The organism is Streptomyces sp. NPDC020983, assembly GCF_044333485.1.
Lineage (GTDB): Bacteria > Actinomycetota > Actinomycetes > Streptomycetales > Streptomycetaceae > Actinacidiphila.
Genome location: NZ_JBIRRA010000005.1, coordinates 438,195 through 456,606, shown reverse-complemented (window position 1 = coordinate 456,606; position 18,412 = coordinate 438,195). Strand labels below are relative to the sequence as shown.

Here is an 18,412-nt window from a genome sequence, read left to right as displayed (position 1 = left end):
GCCGGTCAGCGCGCGGCGCGCGCCCGGCCGGCGGGGGTGTCCGGCCGCCCGGCGAGATCCGCGAGCGCGGCCAGGGCCGCGGCCAGCCCCCCCGTGTCGCCGAGGGCTTCCAGCAGCCCTGCGTGATCGGCGGCGACCCGCGCGGCCGCGCGCTCGTACAGCGCCCGGCCGCGCGGGGCCAGGTGCAGCAGCACCCGGCGCCGGTCGCCCGGGTCCGCCCGGCGGTGGACCAGGTTGTCGGCGACCATCCGGTCGACCAGCTTGGTCAGGCTCGGCGCCGGCATCAGCGCGTGGTCCGCGATCTCCGACATGGGCAGCCCGCCGGACCCGGCGACCGCGCTGAGCACCCGCCACTGCTCGACCGAGCAGCCCTCGTCGGCGAGCAGCCGGGCCTGCCGTGCCACGACACGCCGTTCGGCACGGCTGAGGACGAGCGCGAGGTCGCGTCCGGGGTGCGGCTGCGAGGGCATGTTTGCCGGTGTCCTTTCCCGCGGCTACTGTTCGGCCACACTAGGAGGTCTCCGCAAGGGTGCCGGGACCGGGTCCGTCCCTGACACGCCGTCCGCCGCGCCCTTGCCCCCACCGGAGGTGGCCGCATGCTCCCCTCGGCCCGCAGCCTCCGGACCGCGTCTTTCCACGCCGGGGCGGCCGCGCGTGACCGGGACCGGCCGCTGGCGGTGGCCCTGGTGGTGCCGCTGCACGGGCCGGGCGGCATCCTCGGACCGTCCTGCGAGCTGGCCGCGCAGCTCGCCGCGGAGGAGCTGAACGCCGCCGGCGGGGTCGCGGGCCGGCCGGTGCGGCTGGTCCCGGTGGACGGTGCGGGGCCGCCGCGGGAGGTGGCGGCCGAGGTCGAGGCACTGGTGCGGCTGGGGGCGGTCGAGGCGGTGGTCGGCTGGCACATCTCGGCGGTGCGAAGGCAGCTGGCCCCGCGCGTCGCGCACCTGGTGCCGTACGTGTACACCGCGCAGTACGAGGGCGGCGAGCGCACCCCGGGCGTCTTCCTGACCGGCGAGAGCGACCGCCGTCAGCTGGGCCCGGCGATGCGGCTGCTGGCGGAGGCCACGGGGGTACGGCGCTGGTTCACGGTCGGCAACGACTACGTGTGGCCGCGCGTCACGGCGGCGGCGGCCCGGCGGTACGCGCGGGCCTGCGGCGGGCGCGCGGTGGGCGAGGCGCTGCTGCCGCTGGGCACCGCCGACTTCGGCCCGGTGCTCCGTCGGATCGAGCGCGCGGAGGCGGACGCGGTCCTGATGCTGCTGGTGGGCGCGGACGCGGCCGGCTTCAACCGGGCTTTCGCCGCCCGGGGGCTGCCGTCCCGCTGCCAGCGGCTGAGCACCCACATGGACGAGAACATCCTGCTGGCCAGCGGCACCGAGGGGACGGCGGGCCTGTGGGCGGCGGCGGGCTACTTCGCGTCGCTGGCCACCGCGCCCTCGCTGGACTTCACCGGGCGGCTGGCCGGACGCTTCGGGCTGGACGCCCCGGTGGTGGGCAGTCTCGGCGAGTCCTGCTACGAGGGGCTGCGGCTGCTGGGGGCGCTCGCCGCGCGGGCGGGGAGCTGCGACGTCCGGGCGATGCACGCGGTACGGCAGTCGGTCGGCTACGAGGGCCCGCGCGGCGCGCTGCGGCTGCGGGGCAGCCATCTCGACCAGCCCCTCTACCTGGCCCGGGCGGACACCTTCGACTTCGCGGTCCTCTCGCAGCTGTGACCCCTCCTCCCCCGCGCACGGTGCCGGGACGGTTCCCAACCGCCCGGCGCGAGACGGGGATTGACAGTACCTTCCGCAGGAAATAGTTTCTGCGGGAAGCATCTGCCCCCGGGGGACCGTCCGTGACGGCACCGGGGCGCTCCCGCCCCCGCGGCGGCCCGCGCCCCCGCATCCGCCGGGCCCGCGGCAGAAATGCGCGCCCCGCCGCGCGGCAAAAGAACTCCCCCATCTTTTCCCTGCCTTTCTTTCTACGCGCGTCACGCATATCCCTTTCCGGTCACCCCTTTTAAAGAACCGGACATCGCCGGGAAACACGCGGGCGGGACTCTTCCAACGCCGCCGGGCCCCACGTCCGAGCGGCGGCACCACGACCCGCGGACGTGAAAAAGGGGAGTTCTCGTGACGGACACGGTCGACACCTCCGCGCCCCCCGGCGGCGCCACCGGCACCAGGACCCGCCGGTACAGCAACTGGGCGAGGAACACCACGCTGGAGGACTACTCGCTGCGCTACGCGCCGAAGTCCTTCCGCCGCTGGTCCCCCTACGTGGTGGCCACCACCGCGCTCGGCGGCATCGCCTACCTCGCCGACTTCGCCATCGGCGGCTCCATCGCGATATCGCACGGATTCGGCAGCGCGCTGCTGGCGATCCTCGCCGCCGCGGTCACCATATTCCTCACCGGAATTCCGATCTCCTACTACTCGGCCCGCTACTCCATCGACATGGACCTGCTGACCCGGGGCGCCGGATTCGGCTACCTCGGCTCGACGCTGACGTCCGTCATCTACGCGAGTTTCACCTTCATCTTCTTCGCCCTCGAAGGCTCGATCATGGCCCAGGCACTCGACCTGGGCCTGCACATCCCGCTGGCCGCCGGCTACCTGATCTGCGCGCTGATCATCCTGCCGCTGGTCTTCTACGGGATGACCGCGCTGTCGAAGATGCAGGTGTGGACGCAGCCGGTGTGGCTGGTGCTGATGGTCGCGCCCTTCGTGTCGATCGCGGTCCAGGACCCGCACGCCTTCTCCCGGTTCACGCACTTCGCCGGGAACTCGCCGACCGGTTCGTCGGTCAGCCTGCTCGGGGTGGGCGCGGGCGCCGGGGTGGCGCTGTCGCTCATCGCGCAGATCGGCGAGCAGGTCGACTACCTGCGCTTCATGCCGGACAAGACGCCCGGCAACGCCCGCCGCTGGTGGAGTGCCGTGCTGGCCGCGGGGCCGGGCTGGGTGGTGCTGGGCGCGGCCAAGCAGATCGGGGGCGCCTTCCTCGCCTTCTACATCGCCGGGCACGTCGGTCTGAGCAAGGCGAACGAGCCGATCCAGCAGTTCGTGTCGGGCATCCACACCTTCGCCGCGCCGGTGGCGCTGGGGCTGGCGACCTTCTTCGTGATCCTCTCGCAGGTCAAGATCAACACGACCAACGCCTACTCCGGGTCGCTGTCCTGGTCCAACTTCTTCTCCCGGCTCACGCACCGCCACCCGGGCCGGGTCGTCTACATCTTCCTCAACGTCGGCATCGCGCTCGCGCTGATGGAGGGCGGCGTGTTCGGCTTCCTCAACACCGTGCTGGGCTTCTACTCGAACGTGGCCATCGCGTGGATCGGCGCGGTGGTCGCCGACCTGGTGATCAACAAGCCGCTGAAGCTCAGCCCCTCCTACATCGAGTTCAAGCGCGCGCACCTGTACAACTTCAACCCGGTGGGCTTCGGTTCGATGCTGGTGGCCTCCGGCGTCTCCATCGCCGCCTACTTCCACGCCTTCGGGGCGTACGCCAAGGCGTTCTCGCCGTTCATCGCGCTGCTGGTCGCCCTGGTGCTGTCGCCGCTGCTCGCGGTGGCGACCAGGGGCCGCTACTACATCGCGCGGGTCGACGACCAGCCCGAACCGCTCTTCACCGAGGACGGGCTGCTGTCGGCGGCGACGCTGACCTGCTCGGTGTGCGCGGAGGACTTCGAGCGCCCGGACGTCGCCGGCTGTCCCTTCCACGCCGGGGCGGTGTGCTCGCTGTGCTGCAGCCTGGAGAAGGACTGCCACGACATGTGCAAGCCCGCCGGGCGCCGCGCCGGGCCGGTCGACCTCGGGATGCCCGCACGGGCGAGCGGCTGACGCCACGCCACGGCCCCCGCGGCTCCCCTGCGTCGAGCACGTGACGGGGCCCGGGCCGGCCGGAGCACCCCGCCGCTCCGGCCGCCGTGGCGGCCAGGTGGCCCGGCGCCCCGGCGAGGGGGCGCGCTCGTGACAGGGGGGCGGTCCGGCCGGGCCGCCCCCCGCGTCGCGTCCGCCCTACGCGTGGCCGGCGATGCCCCGCGGGCTGTAGTGCTCCTCCAGCCGGCGGCAGTCGTCGTCGCTCAGCTCCACCCCGACCGCCGCGACCGCGTCGGTGAGGTGCTGCTGCTTCGTCGCCCCGATGATCGGCGCGGTCACCCCGGGCTGCCGCAGCAGCCAGGCCAGCGCGACCTGCGCGGGGCTGACCCCGTGGTCCGCGGCGACGGCCGCGACCGCCTCGACGATGTGCCGGTCGCCCTCCCTGTAGAGCGTCTTGCCGAACTCGTCGGTCTCGCTGCGGGCACTGGTCGCGTCCCACGGGCGGGTCAGCCGGCCGCGCGCCAGCGGGCTCCACGGGATGACGCCGACGCCCTGGTCCGCGCACAGCGGCAGCATCTCCCGCTCCTCCTCGCGGTAGAGCAGGTTGTAGTGGTCCTGCATGCTCACGAAGCGCGTCCAGCCGTGCCGCTCCGCGGCGTACTGCATCTTGGAGAACTGCCAGGCGTACATCGAACTCGCCCCGATGTAGCGGGCCTTGCCGGCCTTCACCACGTCGTGCAGCGCCTCCATCGTCTCCTCGACGGGGGTGTGGGGGTCGAAGCGGTGGATCTGGTAGAGGTCCACGTAGTCGGTGCCGAGCCGGCGCAGGCTGTGGTCGATCTCGGTGAGGACCGCCTTGCGGGACAGGCCGCCGCCGTTGGGGCCCGGCCGCATCCGGCCGTGCACCTTCGTGGCGAGCACGATCTCGTCGCGGGACGCGAAGTCGCGCAGCGCCCGGCCGACGATCTCCTCGCTGGTGCCGTCGGAGTAGACGTTCGCGGTGTCGAAGAAGTTGATGCCCGCCTCGACGGCCTGGCGCACGAAGGGCCGGCTCGCCTCCTCGTCGAGGGTCCAGCTGTGGTTGCCGCGGTCGGCGACCCCGTAGCTCATGCAGCCCAGGCAGATGCGGGAGACGTCGAGTCCGGTGGTACCGAGCTTCACATAGTCCATGGCCGGAAGCCTACGTTCCCGCTCGCCGCGCCTGCCGCGGTGTCAGGCGGCGAGTGCCGCGCGGGCCGCGGCGGCCGCCTGCCGGCCGTAGCCGGCCCCGAACAGGACGGTGTGGACCAGCAGCGGGAAGAGCTGGTGCAGCGGCACGCGGGCCTCGGCGCCGGGGGCGAGCGGAGCCGCCTCGCCGTAGGCGGCGAGGACGCGGTCCAGGTGGGGGCAGCCGAACAGCCGCAGCATCGCGAGATCCGTCTCGCGGTGGCCGCCGTGCGCCGCCGGGTCGATGAGCCGTACCTCGCCGTCCGCGCCCCACAGCACGTTGCCGCTCCACAGGTCGCCGTGCAGCCGGGCGGGCGGCTCGGCGGGCCCGGCGATCTCCGGCAGGCGCGCGCACGCCCGCTCCACCGCGGCGGCCCCGGCGCCGCCGAGGTCCCCGGCGTCCACCGCGTCGCGCAGGTACGGCTGGACGCGGTGCTCGGCGTACCAGCGCGGCCAGTCGGCGCCGGGCACGTTGCGCATCGGGGCCGCGCCGATGTACGCCTCGGCCGGCCCGCCCGGCGGGGCGGCGCCGAACGCGGGCGCGCCCGCCGCGTGCAGGGCGGCGAGCGCGCGGCCGAAGCGCTCGGCGGCGGCGGGGGTCGCCGCGCCCTCCGCGACGTGGTCGGTCACCAGCCACTGCCCGTCCCTCCCGCGGACCGCGGGGACCCGCACCGCGCGGGCAGCCGCGAGCCACTCCAGGCCCGCCGCCTCGGCGGCGACCGCGCCGGGGGCGGCCGCGTGCTTGGCCATCACGGTGCGGCCGCCGTCGACGCCGACCTCCACGAGCGAGCCGGTCACCGGGCGTTCGGCGGTGGCCCGCAGCCCGGTGAGCCGGGTGACCGCCGCGGCCGCGGCGCTCACGCGTCCAGGTGCTCGCGCACCCACTCCAGCAGGCCGGCGGACGCGTCCTCGATCATGACCAGCACGGCGTCGAAGCCGGCGGGGCCGCCGTAGTACGGGTCCGGTACGTCCGTGCCGTCCGCGTCCGGGTCGAACGAGCGCAGCAGCCGCACACGTGACGGGTCGTCGACGAGCGCGCGCAGCGCCTTCTCGTGACCGCGGTCCATCGCGACGAGCAGGTCCGCGCCCAGGTGCCCGGTACCGACCTGGGCGGCGACGTGCTCGACGGGGTACCCCTGCCGGGCCAGCGCCTCCCCGGCCCGCTCGTCGATGCCCTCGCCCTCGTGCCAGTCCCCGATCCCGGCGCTGCTGACCCGCACCCGGTCGGCGAGGCCCGCCTCGCGCAGCTTCTCCCGGAAGACCAGTTCCGCGGAGGGCGAGCGGCAGATGTTGCCCGTACAGACGAAGCAGATGTGCACGGCCCCAGCCTACGACGGCGCCCGGCGTCAGCCGGGCGGCCTCCGGCCGATGGTCATGCCGGGCCGGCGGCGGTGGACGGTCAGATACGTCAGGCCCTCGCTCCCGGCCGACAGGGAGCGGTGCGAGCCGTGCGGGAGCCACGCGAGGGAGCCCTCGCCGAGCGCCTGCGGCGCCTCGCCGCCGGCGAGTTCACCACTGCCGCCGAGCACGAGGACGAGGACGTCGAGGTCCGGCTCGACGTGCGGGGCGACCCGCGCGCCGGGCCCGAGCCGCACGACGTTGGCGTCGAGCTGCCGGCCCGGCTCGCTGAGCTTCCACAGCACGCCGCCGGGATCCCCCGCGGCCGCGGCCGCCGCGGCGGCGTCGCCCACCACCCTGGCCCGCTCGTCCCCCGCTCCGGACGGTGGCGCCATCTGTGCCTCCCTGGGCCGCTGACAGTCCCCGAATTATTACATGTAGCATTCGTGAAAAATGCCGGGCCCCGGTCCGCGGGGCTCACCGCAGCCGCCCGTGCCGTGGCGGCGGTACGGGGTGTCGCCGGCCGCACCCCGGGAGGAACCGGCCGCGGCCCGTGGCGCCGTGGGGATCCGCCCCTGCGGGGCACCGGCGGAGGGAGGCGAGATGGCGGGGACGCAGGAGCGGCCGCGCGGCGTGCGGCGGCGGGCCGTGCTCGACGCGGTGCGCGCCGCGGCCGAGCCGCAGGGCGTCGCGCAGCTGGCCGCGCGGCTCGGCGTGCACGCCAACACCGTCCGCTTCCACCTCGACGCACTGGTCGCCGAGGGCGCCGTCAGCCGCCGCACGCAGCGTCCCGAGGGGCGCGGGCGGCCGCGTACCGTCTACACCGGCGCTCCCGGCATGGACCGCGGCGGCGCCCGGGGCTACCGGCTGCTCGCACAGGTCCTCGTCGGCGGGCTCGCCGCGAAGGACACGCAGGGGCGCGCCGACGCGGAGGCCGCGGGCCGCGCGTGGGGCGGCGCCCTGGCCGGCGCCCGGCAGACCCCGGCGCCCACCGCCGCCGCGGCCACGGCCCGGCTCACCGCGCTGCTGGCCGACCTCGGGTTCGAGCCCGCCGTCGAGCCGGACGCGATCCGGCTGCGGCACTGCCCCTTCCTCGAACTCGCCGAGGAGCACGGCCAGGTGGTCTGCTCCGTGCACCTCGGCCTGATGCGCGGGGCGCTCGCCGCCATGGGCGCCCCGCTGACCGCCGGGCGCCTCGAACCCTTCGCGGCGCCCGGCTCCTGTCTCGCCCGTCTGGCCCCCGCGGGGCCCCGCCCGGAAGGAGCGCCCCGATGAGCTCCGGCGCCGCCGCCACGGCAAACGCGTTCGTCTTCGTCTGGCTCGGGATGGTGCTGGCCATCTCGTTCATGGAGACCCCGCTGAAATTCCGCGCGCCCGGTGTGACGGTCCCCGTCGGACTGGGGATCGGGCGGCTCGTGTTCCGCGCGCTCAACGCCGCCGAGGCGGCCCTCGCGGTGGCGGTGCTCGCCACGCTGGCCACCGGCGGTGCCCCCGCCGCCCCCACCGCACTCGCAGCGGCCGTCACCGCCCTGCTCGCCGTCCAGGTGGGCGTGGTGCGCCGCCGCCTCACGGCCCGCACCGACCGCGTCCTGGCCGGCGAGGACCTCCCGCGCTCCCGCCGCCACCTCGCGTACGTGGCGTGCGAGGTCGCGAAGGTGGCGCTGCTGATCGCCCTGGGCGTGGCGGCGGCCACGTCCTGAGCGGCCGCCCCCGCACCCGGCCCGTGACGGCGGGCCGGCCCCACGCCCGCCGCGCCCTAAGCCGCTGCGCCCGCACCCAGCCCGTAACGCCAGCAGGCCGGCCCCACGCCCGCCGCGCCCTGAACCGCTGCCCCACACCCGGCCCGTAACGCCAGCAGGCCCCGGCACCAGCCCCACCACCGCAACCGCGCCGACCACCGAACCACCCCCCACCCGGCTCCGCGGGTCCCGACGCCCGACGACCGGCGGCCAGGCCGAAGCCCGCGAAGGCGACCACGGAACCGCGACGGGCGCGCTGCGTCGCACGGCCCGTGCGGGGCTCGCGGGCCGGGCGCCTGTGCGCCCGGAGGGTCGCCGGTCGTCGGGCGGCGCGACCCGGAGCGAGCCGGTGGGCTCGGGGCAGCGGGCTCGTGGTCGCTGAGCGAGTCCACCACCGCCTCGGCTCCCAGCCCACGAGCGCGCCGTCGCCGAGAGGGTCCACCACCGCGTCGACGCCCGGGGCGCCCGCTCGGCGTCGAGGAGAGCCGGGCCCCTGTCGTGTCCACCGCGCGGGCGTCGCGCCCCCCGCCCTGTCCCGGGCGGCCACGTGGGGCGAGGGCCCCGAGTCCTTGCCGGGCCGGACGGGTGGGGCGGCGGCCCCGGGCGTTCACGCGTCCCCGGTCGCGTCGACGCCCGGGGCGCCCGCTCGGCGTCGAGGAGAGCCGGGCCCGTGTCGTGTCCACCGCGCGGGCGTCGCGCCCCCGCCCTGTCCCGGGCGGCCCCGTAGGGCGAGGGCCCCGAGTCCTTGCCGGGCCGGACGGGTGGGGCGGCGGCCCCGGGCGTTCACGCGTTCCCGGTCCCCAGCCCCGCGGCCTGTGCCGCCTCGTGCAGGACGTCGCGGATCATCGCGGGGGTCACCGTTCGGGTGGAGATGTTGCGCCGGCTCGGGTGGTAGCAGCCGAACAGCAGCAGTTCCCCGCCACCGTCCTGCGCCCGCAGCCGTACCCGGGCGCCGTGGCCGAAGGCGGGGCGCGGGCGCGGCAGCAGCCAGCCCGCGTCGGCGAGCACGGGGAGCAGCGCCTGCCAGCCGAAGCCGCCCAGCACGACGGCGGCGCGCAGGCCCGGCCGCAGCAGCCGCATCTCGCGGGCCAGCCAGGGGCGGCACGTGTCGCGCTCCGCGGTGGTGGGCCGGTTGTCGGGCGGCGCGCAGTGCACGGGAGCGGTGATGCGCACGCCGTGCAGGGTGAGCCCGTCGTCCCGCGCGACGGAGGTGGGCTGCGACGCCAGGCCGAGCGCGTGCAGGGCCGCGTAGAGGACGTCGCCGGAGGGGTCGCCGGTGAACATCCGCCCGGTGCGGTTCCCGCCGTGCGCGGCCGGGGCGAGGCCGACGACGGCGAGCGCCGCGTCCGGCGGCCCGAAGCCGGGCACGGGTCTCGCCCAGTACGTCCGGTCGTGGTAGGCGCGGCGCCTGACCCGCGCGACCTCCTCGCGCCATGCCACGAGCCGCGGGCACGCCCGGCAGCCGGTGACCCGCGCGTCCAGCGCGGCGACGTCCGGGGCGGAGGCCGCCGCCACGGCCGGGTGGCCTGGGTCCTCCGGCCCTGCGCTCGGCCCCATCCGCTGCTCCGCCTCTCGGTGCGTCTCCGGTCCCCTCGTACGCGGCGCCCGCGCGCTGCCCTGCCGGGGCGCCGGGCCTGCGCGGGCTGCGCGAACCACCAGCGCCGGGCGGCGGCCGGTACGGACCGTACCGCCCCGCCGTGTGCGGGTCGCAGCCGAAGACGCTCCCGCGGCGCAGCCGCCCGGCTACCACGCGTAGATGCGGGCCATGATGTCGTGGCGGGCGGCGCCCTGGGGGCCGGGGTGGGAGATGACCACGGGGAGGCCGTCCGGGTCCCGGCCCTCGATCATCCGGACGCCGTCCTCGCTGTCGCGCGACGACACGTGCGCGGCGCGCTGCTTCAGGACGCGCTCGCAGCGGTCCAGGTCCTGCGGGCCGTCGGCCGTCCAGATCACGTACTGGACGCCGATCGCCCCGAGCGGGTGCTCGCCGCCCGGACCCATGACGCGCAGGTACAGCTGCGCGTCGCCCGCTCCGACGAGGAGCGCCGCGGTCGCGGTGCGGACGGTTTCGGTCATGAGGAGGAGTTCCCGGTAGAAGTCCACCGACTGGCCGAGATCGCGGACGAACACGACCACGGAGGACAACTGGGGGCCACGGTCGGCCGACGCATCCGATGCCATGCGGAGCCCTTCGTGCGCGTTCGCCGGCAATGCTCCTGCTCACGCTACAGGCGCCCCGTCCGGATCGCCCGGTACGCGGGGACCGGTCCGGGGCGAGTGTCCTGGTACCGGGCGGGGGGCCGGGGCGCTACCGTCGGGGGTGTAGCGGAGGCGCTGTCGCCGGACGCCGCCCGGATGACGGGCGGGGGCGGGGGCGGCGCCGTCGGCCGAGCCGGGAGTGACCGCATGACCACACCGCAGGACGTGCTGATCACGAGCCTGGACGTGCCGTCCAGCCGCCCCGTGGAGACGGGCGACCTCTCGCTCGTACTGGCCGGGGCGGAACTGATCGACCTGCTCGGCGACGGCTCCGTCGCGCTGGACGGCGAGCTGATCGTGCCGGGCCTGGCCCGTACGCCCGCCGACCGGCTGCTGGTGGACGCGGCGAGCGCGCTGGTGCGGCGGCCGCCGTACGAATCGGCGCAGGACTGGCTGTGGCGCCGCGGCGAGGGCCTTGCGGCGGTCTATCTGGCCGTCATGGAGGAGGCCGGGCAGGTGGCCCGCCGGCACCGCCGGATACTGCCGGGCCGTCCCGGGCCCGCTACGGCCACCGACACACCCGCGCGCCGCCGTGCCGCGGAGCGCTGGCGCTCCGGCGACCCGGTGCTGACGGTCCTGGCGGGCGCCCTGGGCATCCAGCCGGGGCCCGCCGCCGCGCCGCCCGTGATCGGTGACGACTCGGTGGAGGCCGTCCTCGCGACGGTCGGCGACGCGGTCGTGGAGCTGGACGCCGTGCGCCAGCGGCGCAGGATCGAGCAGGCGGCCTTCGACAACATCTGGCGGGGCGGCTGACGGGCCCGGTGCCCGGCGCGGGCCCGGCTCAGTCCTCCCCCGCCTCCAGCGCGGCGGCCAGCACCTCGCGGGCCGCTTCGTCGAAGGCCACCAGGAGGATTCGCTCCACCGCGGTGGGGCAGGACCGCAGCGCCGTCACGGCGGTGCGGGCCGCCTCGTGCGCCGGGTAGCCGTAGATGCCGGTGGAGATGGCGGGGAAGGCCACCGTGTGCGCCCCCACGGCGTCCGCGGCGGCCAGGCTCTCGCGGTAGCACGAGGCCAGCGTGGCGGCCTCGCCGCGGGTGCCGCCGTGCCAGACGGGCCCGACGGTGTGGATGACGTGCCGGATCCGCGGTGCGAGGTCGAAGGCGGGTGTCGTGCGGGCCTCGCCCGGCGGGCACGGCGCGAGTGCCCTGCCCGCGGCGGCGAGCCGGGGTCCCGCGGCGCGGTGGATCGCGCCGTCCACCCCGCCGCCGCCCGTCAGGGACTGGTTCGCCGCGTTGACGACGGCGTCCACCTGCAGCTGCGTGATGTCACCCTGCACCACTTCGATCCGTGTCATGCCCCGATCCTCGCATCCGCGCCCGCACCGGGCCCCGGCCTCCTGACATCCGTCAGGGCACCGGGGCCGCGGACAACGGGGCGACCGGCGCCCGGGGGTCACGCCTCGGTGCGCACCAGGAGCACGGACACGGGGGCGGACTTCGCCACGCCGCGGCTCACGCTGGTGTGCAGCAGCGCGGAGATGCCGTTGTAGTGGCCGGGGCCGACGGCGATGAGGTCGCTGCCGATCGCTGCCGCGCGCTCGACCAGGATGGCCGCGAGGTCCTCGCTGAGCCCCTCGTCCACCTCGCCGTCCGCGGTGACGCCGTCCGCCCGCAGCCGGGCGAGCGCGTCCTCGACGACCTGGCGCCCCTCGGCGGGCTCCTCCGAGGTGTAGACGCCGCCGGAGATCCCGTCGGTCACGACGTGCGAGGGCCGGACATGGATGACGTGGACCGCGGCACCGGTGAGCTTGGCCAGGGACGCGACGGTGTCCAGCACCCCGGTGCCGTGCGGGGTACCGTCGACGGCGGCGAGGATGTTCTTGTACATGAATCAACTTCCTTGTCCGAAAGGGCCCCAGGGGTTCGTGGCCCGCCCTCATGGCTCAGCTTCCGGACAGGGACGTGCATTCCCCCCGGCGACGTGACGACGGCCACGTCACCGCATGAGCTCGACCGCCATGCCGAGGACGCCCGCGGCGAAGACGGCGACGACGAGCAGGATCCAGATGACCGGCCCCCTCCCCCAGCCCCGGCTCAGCGCCACGCGCTCGGGCGCGTCGAGCGAGGAGACGCCGGATTCGGCGGGCGCGGTGTGCCCGTCCCGCTGGACGGAGTCCTCGGGGACGCTCAGGCCCTCGTCGGGCAGGTGCGGGTTGACTGGCTGTGGTGCGTGGGTGACCGCCATGGTGGCCTCCGGTGGTTCCGGCGGTGGGGTTCCCCCTCCGGCCGCTCCCGGTCGGGCGCGGCCCCGGGTCGTGCCTGCGCACCTCGGCTACCCGCTGCCGCACGGGTGAACCGCGCGGGGCGCAAAGGGGATCTTCCACGGCAAGCACGGCCGCTTCCGCGGAAGTGCTGGCTGCGCGTCAGCTTGCTCCGTATTCTCCGGACGTCATCGGCAGCCGCGATCCGGCTGCCGCCCCTCTCCGTTGCGGAGTGTGCATGACCCGACACGAGCACGAGGTAGAACGCCGGACGCTGTTCAAAGTCGGCCTGGGCACCGCGGTCGCCGCGGTCGTCGGCACGGAATTCGCGCTCCCCGGCGCCGCGCAGGCGGCGCCGTCCGGCGAGTTCCCCTGGATCATCGACTGCGACAGCTGGGGCGCGCGGCCCCCGTCCAGCACGATCCAGATCACCGGCAACACCACCAACAAGATCATCCTCCACCACATGGCGTTCCCCAACGTCACGGACTACTCGCGCGACCACGCGCTCCAGCTGGCCCGGGACTGCCAGGACCTGCACATGGACCACAACGGCTGGGCGGACACCGGCCAGCACTTCACCGTGAGCCGCGGCGGCTACGTCCTGGAGGGGCGGCACCGCAGCCTGGAGACCCTGGACGCGGGCGGGCACCAGGTCGTCGCGGCGCACTGTCCCGGCGAGAACGGCAACGCGATCGGCATCGAGAACGAGGGCACGTACATCACCGAGACACCGCCCGACGCGCTGCTGGACTCGCTCGTCCAGCTGTGCACCGCGGTGTGCCGGCAGTTCCGGCTCAACGCGTGGGACATCTTCGGCCACTGGGACTTCCGGCAGACCGACTGCCCCGGCATCGCCTTCTACGCGCAGTTCCCGATGATCCGCACCCGCGTGCTGCACGAGCTGGGCGTCCCCGCCTCGGCGGCGCCGGCGCGGCGCTGGCCGGACATCTGGCGCTTCGTGGACAGCCCCGTCGTCCAGGTGGGCCAGTACCTGCTGGACGCGGCGGGCTACACGCTCACCGCCGACGGGGTCTTCGGCTACGACATGAACGCCGCCCTCGCCGACTTCCAGACCACCCACGGCATCCCGGTCACCCCGGACGCCACCTTCGACACCGCCACGTGGGAGGCGCTGGCCCCGCCGCTCGGCAAGGACGCGACCGGGCTGCCGGTCACCGCCCTGCAGTTCATGCTCGCCCGCAAGGGCTACGCGGACGTGACCGCAAGCGGCACGTACGACCACGCCACGATGAAGGCCGTCCAGTCGATGCAGCGCCTGCACGGGCTGCACCCGGACGGCAAGGTCGACCTGAGCACCTGGTGCGCGGTCGTCGGCGGCACCGTGCGCGAGTCGCTGTGCGGCTGAGCCGGCGGGAACGGCCGCGGGCCGGCCGGGGTCACCCCCGGCCGGCCCGCGGCACCGTACCGCCCGCGGCGGTCAGCCGCAGGTCAGCGTGGGCGTCCCCCAGTCGCCGTGGTCGCTGCCGTTGCCGTCGCCCGCGTCGCCGACCCTGAGGTCGAGGACCTGTGCGCCGGTGACGTCGACGTCGATCGGCACGGCGGCCTGCTTGCCGCGGATCGTCCGGGTCGTCGTCAGCACCTTGCCGTCGGCGAGCACCGAGAAGGTGACCGTGCCGCCGCCGTTCGTCTCGTCGTCGACGCCCACCTCGGCCGTCAGCCGCGTGCAGGTGCCGGCCAGGTAGAGCTGGACGTCGCTCACCGAGTTGGTGCCCAGCCCCTTGGCGTAGGTCTTGCCCGCGATGGTGAGCGGCTTGCCGTCGCCCGCCGCCTGCTCGCCGACGCTGGTGTTGCGCTCGACGGGCCCCCAGCCGTTGCTGGACGCGATGAAGGGCAGGTCGCTCACCGCGTTCTGCCCGGTGGGCGGCAGCGGCGGGATGGCCTTGACGATGCGCTCGTCGCCGGCCGTGGCCACCTTGCCGCGCTGCAGGCCGGACGTGCCGACCTTGACCGCGGAGGCGTCCGGCAGCGTCCCGGTGGGCGGGGTGACCGTCCAGCGGATCGCGGCCGAGTGCCCGGGCGCGACCAGCGCCACGTCCGCGGGCTCCGCGGCGCTCGCCGTCCAGCCGTCCGGCAGCGTGAGCTTCGCCGTGAGCGCGGTGACCGGCGGCTGGTCGGCCGGTACGGCCACGGTCGCGGTGGCGGTGAAGCTCTTGCCCGACTGCACCGTGCCCGGCACGTCGAGGGTGACGTCGCTGCCCGGCGCGGACGGCATGGCGTAGACCGCGTGGCTGTAGCGCGGCGCGGCGTTCTGCGCGACCTTCAGCGGCGAGGTGTAGCTGCCGTAGTTCGTCAGCGCCACGGTGCCGAGGCCGCCGGTGCTGCCGTCCAGGTTCCACACGGCGATGGCGACGGTGTTGTCGCCGTTGGGGTCGAGGATGCCGTTGGGGATCGGGAAGGAGTGCTGCGGGCCGAGGTAGTTGACGTAGTTGCCGACCTGCCAGCCGTTCACGAAGATCGTCGCGCGGTACTGCCGCTTCGGGTCGTCGGTGAAGGTCAGGCCGACCGAGGTGTCCTGGCCGTGCGGCAGGTCGAGGGCGACGTCCGTGCGGTACCAGGAGACGCCCGCGCGCGTGTCGGTGGCGGGCAGCGAGACGCTGCTCCAGGAATCGTCGGGGTAGCCGGGCAGCGGCCAGCCGGCCCGCTCGCCGTACAGGCCGCCGTTGTTGAGCGGGCCGCGGGCGGTGTCGACGAGGTCCTCACCGCCGCGGACGCCCTGGATGCGCCAGGTGACCGGGCTGAGCGGCGCGCCCAGCAGGGCGGCACCGGTCAGGCCGCGGGCGGTCTTGTTGCCGTTGGAGGAGTTGTAGTCCTCCTCGTGGCCCATGTTGACCGTCAGCACGGAGAGGACGTTGTCGGTGCCGTCCCCGGTGGGCCTGAGCGCGCCCGCCGGGAAGGTGAAGTCGGCGCTGCCGGTGGTGGAGCTGCCGAGGAAGGTGCCGTTGAGCCAGGCGGAGAAGGCCTGCGCCCTGCCGCCGGAGTCGGACACCAGGTGGATGCCGGTCTCGGAGCCGGAGGTGCGGAAGCGGCCGCGGTACCACGTGTTGCCGGTGTGGAAGCCGTAGTCGTCGGCGTAGAGCACCGGGAGCGAGGTGATGCCGGACGAGCTGTTGGTGGTGGTCCTGTCGGCCACCTGCCAGCGCGAGTCGTCGAACCCGGGAGCGGCCTCGGGGGATTCCTCGGCGTGCTTCCAGTTCGTCAGCGCGGGCAGCTGGACCGCCTTGGCGGTGGGGATCTGCCCGGTGCGGCTGCCGGTCGCGGAGGTGTCCGTGCGGACCTCCTTGCCGTTCCAGGTGACCTGGCTCGCCGCGGTGAAGACCTCGATGTCCTTGGCGTCGGCGTTGTCACCGGTGAGGTCCACGGCCGTGCCGCCGTCCCTGCTGGTCGCAGTGCGCAGCAGGTGGCTGCCGCGGACCAGCACCGGGCCGGCCGCGGTGTCCTGCCGCCAGAAGGTCTCGGCGGTGGGCTTGTCGCCGAGCATGAGCAGCGCCGGACGGGAGCCGCCGCCGCTGATCGAGACACGGATCAGGCCGTCGTGCTTGTAGTTGAGCCGCAGGTCGCCGGTGGCCGCGTCCCAGGTGGTGGTGACGTCGCCGCCGCTGCTGGTCACGGTGGGCTCGGAGGAGTAGCGCAGCACCGTCTCGCCGTCGCTGCCCTTGTCGCCGTAGAGCACCGAGACGTCCCGGTCGCCGATGGCGGCGGTGGTCATGATCTCGGAGGTGGAGTACTGCAGCTGGGTGCCGCCGAGCTTGTAGTCGGCGACGATGACGTGCGAGTCGCGGCCGTCGAGGGTGATCGCGGTGCCGGGCTGCTGCGGGACGACGGGGTAGGTCGCCCCGGTGGTGGCGCCGCCCACGGGCACGTCGACGGCGTCGATGGAGACGAAGTTGTCGGTGGAGCCGGACGCGTGGCTGCCGGTGACGACGATCTTCAGGGTGTGCGGGCCGTCGGACAGGCCGCTCTTGGCGAAGACGACCGCCTGGGCCTCACCGCCGGAGTCGTCGACGGTGGCCTCCTTCGTGCCGTCGACGTAGACGTCCGCGTAGCCGTGGTTGTCCGTCTTCGAGCCGATCCAGCGCACCGCGGTGCCGTTGAAGGGAACGGTGACGGAGTCGCCCTTGGTGCTGGAGAAGGACTCGGTGTTCTTGTAGTCACCCGCGGTGTAGCTCTGGTTCGCCACGTGCGACCAGGTGCCGGTGTAGCTGAGCGCGGGGTCGGTGTCGTCGTGGGTGTAGCTGGTGCCGGCGGACGACTGGGCGTTGAAGTCCAGCGCGATGTGCGTGGTGTCGGTCGTCGTCGCGGTGGAGTCGCCGTGCCGCAGGACGTGGAACTGCGTCCTGGTGTCGGGGTTCATCCGGGCGGTGTCGACGATCCTGGTGTTGTCCGGCGGGGTCGCCCTGATCCGGTCGGTCTTGGTGAGCGGGGCCACCGACTGGGTGAAGTAGCCGATCAGCTTGTCCTCGTCGAACTTCGGGTCGAGTTCGCGCGTCTCGCGGATCGCGGCGCCGTAGTCGTACGAGGTGTAGTTCTCCGGCATGCCCAGCCAGCCCCAGTTGGTGCCGCCGTAGGTCATGTAGAAGCTCTGGGCGGTGGCGCCGACGGCGATGTTCTGCTTGTAGAAGACGTTGGCGAACTGGTCGTTGATGAGCTCGGCGCACTTGTCGTAGCCCGGGCCGCCCCAGGGGTCGAAGGCACCGCCCTGGAACTCCGGGGTGTAGAGCGGCTTCCCGGCCGGGTGGTCGTAGCTGAGGTCGGGGACGCCGTTCCACTTGGACGGGTTGGAGCAGTTGAAGCCCTGCGGGTAGGAGTCGGGACCGTCGACGTCCAGGGCGGCGTCACCGGAGTTGAAGGTGCCGTTGTTGTTGCCGGTGAGCGGCACGGTGATGCCGTCGGCGCGGGCCTTGTCCTCCAGGTGCTGCATGTACGCGCGGGCGCTCGCCGAGCCGTTGTAGTACTCGTTCTCCACCTGGTAGGCGATGACCGTGCCGGTGCCGTTGGTGAGCTGGTGCCGGGCGAGGATGCGGTCGATCTGGGTGAGCCACTCGTCCGAGTACTTCAGGAACTCGGGGTCGTCGGTGCGGTTCTTCTCCTTCTTGGTGGTGAGCCACCCGGGCAGGCCGCCGCTGTCGACCTCGGCGTTGATGTACGGCGCCGGGCGCGCGATGACGTACAGGCCCGCCTGCTGCGCCATGTCCAGCAGCTTGTCGACGTCGCGCACGCCGGTGAAGTCGTACACGCCGGGGGCGGGCGAGTGGTAGTCCCAGTCGAAGTAGAGGGAGGTGGCGTTGAAGCCCGCCGCCTTCATCTTCTGGAAGATGTCGAGCCACAGGTCGGGGCTCGGCAGCCGGAAGTAGTGGAACTCGCCGGACCACAGGTAGGTGCGGTCTCCGTCGACCATGAACGAGTAGCCGTCGAAGGTCACCTTGTGCGCGGTACCGGCCGCCGCGTCCTGCGCGGAGGCCGCCGGGACGCGCGGCGCCGCGGCGGCGGGCAGCGCGGGCACCGCCGTCAGGGCGAGGGCGGCGGCCGCCGCGGCCCCCGCCCACCACCTTCTGTGCCGGCCGGTCCTGCCGGCCGCCGAACCGTCGGGGTTACGTTGCACTGCGCCCTCCAGGCTTACCGAGGATGTCAACTCCAAACAGATTCAATCGAAGTCGCACAATAGGAGGGTGCGCAGGACGGCACAATAGGTCGGGCGAAGGTCGTCATCTTTCCGCAGCCGAAAGGTATATCTCTCCACATACCGCCCATCCGACGAGGACAACGGAGCCTCGCGTGGCGGATACACGCACCGATGAGTTCGCGTCAGATCCCTTGACAGGCGCCACACAGCTGGTCTGTCATGTCGCCAACTG

The 18,412-nt window shown here is 74.3% G+C and carries 17 protein-coding genes; 6 read left to right on the top strand and 11 right to left on the bottom strand.

The features are described 5' to 3' along the window. Nucleotides 1-5: 5 nt before the first annotated feature. Complete coding sequence (locus tag ACH4SE_RS13665; RefSeq protein ID WP_398543543.1) at nucleotides 6-470, bottom strand: MarR family winged helix-turn-helix transcriptional regulator; 465 nt, start codon at nucleotides 468-470, stop codon at nucleotides 6-8. Nucleotides 471-596: 126 nt separating this feature from the next. On the opposite strand from ACH4SE_RS13665, the gene ACH4SE_RS13660 reads away from it, so the two are divergent. Beyond that, entirely contained in the window at nucleotides 597-1,709 is a 1,113-nt protein-coding gene (locus tag ACH4SE_RS13660; protein ID WP_398543542.1) for a substrate-binding domain-containing protein, read from the top strand. A gap of 399 nt (nucleotides 1,710-2,108) precedes the next feature. After that, complete coding sequence (locus ACH4SE_RS13655; protein WP_398543541.1) at nucleotides 2,109-3,815, top strand: purine-cytosine permease family protein; 1,707 nt, start codon at nucleotides 2,109-2,111, stop codon at nucleotides 3,813-3,815. A 177-nt stretch (nucleotides 3,816-3,992) separates the two neighbouring features. Here the strand turns inward: ACH4SE_RS13655 and ACH4SE_RS13650 are convergent, their stop codons facing one another. From ACH4SE_RS13650 to ACH4SE_RS13635, 4 genes are read right to left on the bottom strand one after another with little or no spacing between them, the layout of a single operon-like run. After that, nucleotides 3,993-4,964, bottom strand: coding sequence for an aldo/keto reductase (locus tag ACH4SE_RS13650; RefSeq protein ID WP_398543540.1), 972 nt, complete (start codon nucleotides 4,962-4,964; stop codon nucleotides 3,993-3,995). A gap of 42 nt (nucleotides 4,965-5,006) precedes the next feature. Beyond that, nucleotides 5,007-5,861 carry a fructosamine kinase family protein gene (locus tag ACH4SE_RS13645; protein ID WP_398543539.1) on the bottom strand — a complete coding sequence of 285 codons (855 nt, stop codon included), beginning with the start codon at nucleotides 5,859-5,861 and terminating at the stop codon, nucleotides 5,007-5,009. Continuing rightward, nucleotides 5,858-6,319, bottom strand: a complete 462-nt coding sequence (locus ACH4SE_RS13640) for a low molecular weight protein-tyrosine-phosphatase (protein ID WP_398543538.1) — start codon at nucleotides 6,317-6,319, stop codon at nucleotides 5,858-5,860. Before ACH4SE_RS13640 ends, ACH4SE_RS13645 begins: the two co-directional genes overlap by 4 nt. A 27-nt stretch (nucleotides 6,320-6,346) precedes the next feature. Next, a complete protein-coding gene (locus tag ACH4SE_RS13635) occupies nucleotides 6,347-6,733 on the bottom strand; it encodes a cupin domain-containing protein (RefSeq protein ID WP_398543537.1) in 387 nt (128 codons plus the stop codon). 208 nt (nucleotides 6,734-6,941) lie between these two features. Here ACH4SE_RS13635 and ACH4SE_RS13630 point away from each other — a divergent pair, with 208 nt between their 5' ends. Together ACH4SE_RS13630 and ACH4SE_RS13625 are read left to right on the top strand one after the other, a co-directional pair. Then, a complete protein-coding gene (locus tag ACH4SE_RS13630; RefSeq protein ID WP_398543536.1) occupies nucleotides 6,942-7,613 on the top strand; it encodes a helix-turn-helix transcriptional regulator in 672 nt (223 codons plus the stop codon). After that, nucleotides 7,610-8,038 carry a hypothetical protein gene (locus tag ACH4SE_RS13625; protein ID WP_398543535.1) on the top strand — a complete coding sequence of 143 codons (429 nt, stop codon included), beginning with the start codon at nucleotides 7,610-7,612 and terminating at the stop codon, nucleotides 8,036-8,038. The genes ACH4SE_RS13630 and ACH4SE_RS13625 overlap by 4 nt, the downstream gene beginning before the upstream one ends. 822 nt (nucleotides 8,039-8,860) lie before the next feature. On the opposite strand, the gene ACH4SE_RS13620 is transcribed toward ACH4SE_RS13625, so the two are convergent. After that, a complete protein-coding gene (locus ACH4SE_RS13620; protein WP_398543534.1) occupies nucleotides 8,861-9,634 on the bottom strand; it encodes a uracil-DNA glycosylase in 774 nt (257 codons plus the stop codon). 186 nt (nucleotides 9,635-9,820) lie between these two features. Next, a complete protein-coding gene (locus tag ACH4SE_RS13615; protein WP_398543533.1) occupies nucleotides 9,821-10,258 on the bottom strand; it encodes a VOC family protein in 438 nt (145 codons plus the stop codon). A 225-nt stretch (nucleotides 10,259-10,483) separates the two neighbouring features. On the opposite strand from ACH4SE_RS13615, the gene ACH4SE_RS13610 reads away from it, so the two are divergent. Continuing rightward, entirely contained in the window at nucleotides 10,484-11,089 is a 606-nt protein-coding gene (locus tag ACH4SE_RS13610) for a GPP34 family phosphoprotein (protein WP_398543532.1), read from the top strand. A 28-nt stretch (nucleotides 11,090-11,117) separates the two neighbouring features. Here ACH4SE_RS13610 and ACH4SE_RS13605 read toward each other — a convergent pair whose 3' ends face one another. The 3 genes from ACH4SE_RS13605 to ACH4SE_RS13595 all read right to left on the bottom strand — a co-directional run bounded on the left by ACH4SE_RS13605 (nucleotide 11,118) and on the right by ACH4SE_RS13595 (nucleotide 12,520). Continuing rightward, entirely contained in the window at nucleotides 11,118-11,630 is a 513-nt protein-coding gene (locus tag ACH4SE_RS13605; protein WP_398543531.1) for an O-acetyl-ADP-ribose deacetylase, read from the bottom strand. Nucleotides 11,631-11,728: 98 nt separating this feature from the next. Beyond that, the gene (locus ACH4SE_RS13600; RefSeq protein WP_398543530.1) at nucleotides 11,729-12,163 is read right to left on the bottom strand and encodes a universal stress protein; all 435 of its coding nucleotides are present in this window, start codon (nucleotides 12,161-12,163) and stop codon (nucleotides 11,729-11,731) included. A 108-nt stretch (nucleotides 12,164-12,271) separates the two neighbouring features. Continuing rightward, the gene (locus tag ACH4SE_RS13595) at nucleotides 12,272-12,520 is read right to left on the bottom strand and encodes a DUF6480 family protein (protein WP_398543529.1); all 249 of its coding nucleotides are present in this window, start codon (nucleotides 12,518-12,520) and stop codon (nucleotides 12,272-12,274) included. A gap of 254 nt (nucleotides 12,521-12,774) precedes the next feature. On the opposite strand from ACH4SE_RS13595, the gene ACH4SE_RS13590 reads away from it, so the two are divergent. Continuing rightward, the gene (locus ACH4SE_RS13590; RefSeq protein ID WP_398543528.1) at nucleotides 12,775-13,905 is read left to right on the top strand and encodes an N-acetylmuramoyl-L-alanine amidase; all 1,131 of its coding nucleotides are present in this window, start codon (nucleotides 12,775-12,777) and stop codon (nucleotides 13,903-13,905) included. 72 nt (nucleotides 13,906-13,977) lie between these two features. Here the strand turns inward: ACH4SE_RS13590 and ACH4SE_RS13585 are convergent, their stop codons facing one another. After that, a complete protein-coding gene (locus ACH4SE_RS13585; RefSeq protein WP_398543527.1) occupies nucleotides 13,978-18,159 on the bottom strand; it encodes a beta-galactosidase in 4,182 nt (1,393 codons plus the stop codon). Between the last annotated feature and the right edge of the window lie 253 nt (nucleotides 18,160-18,412).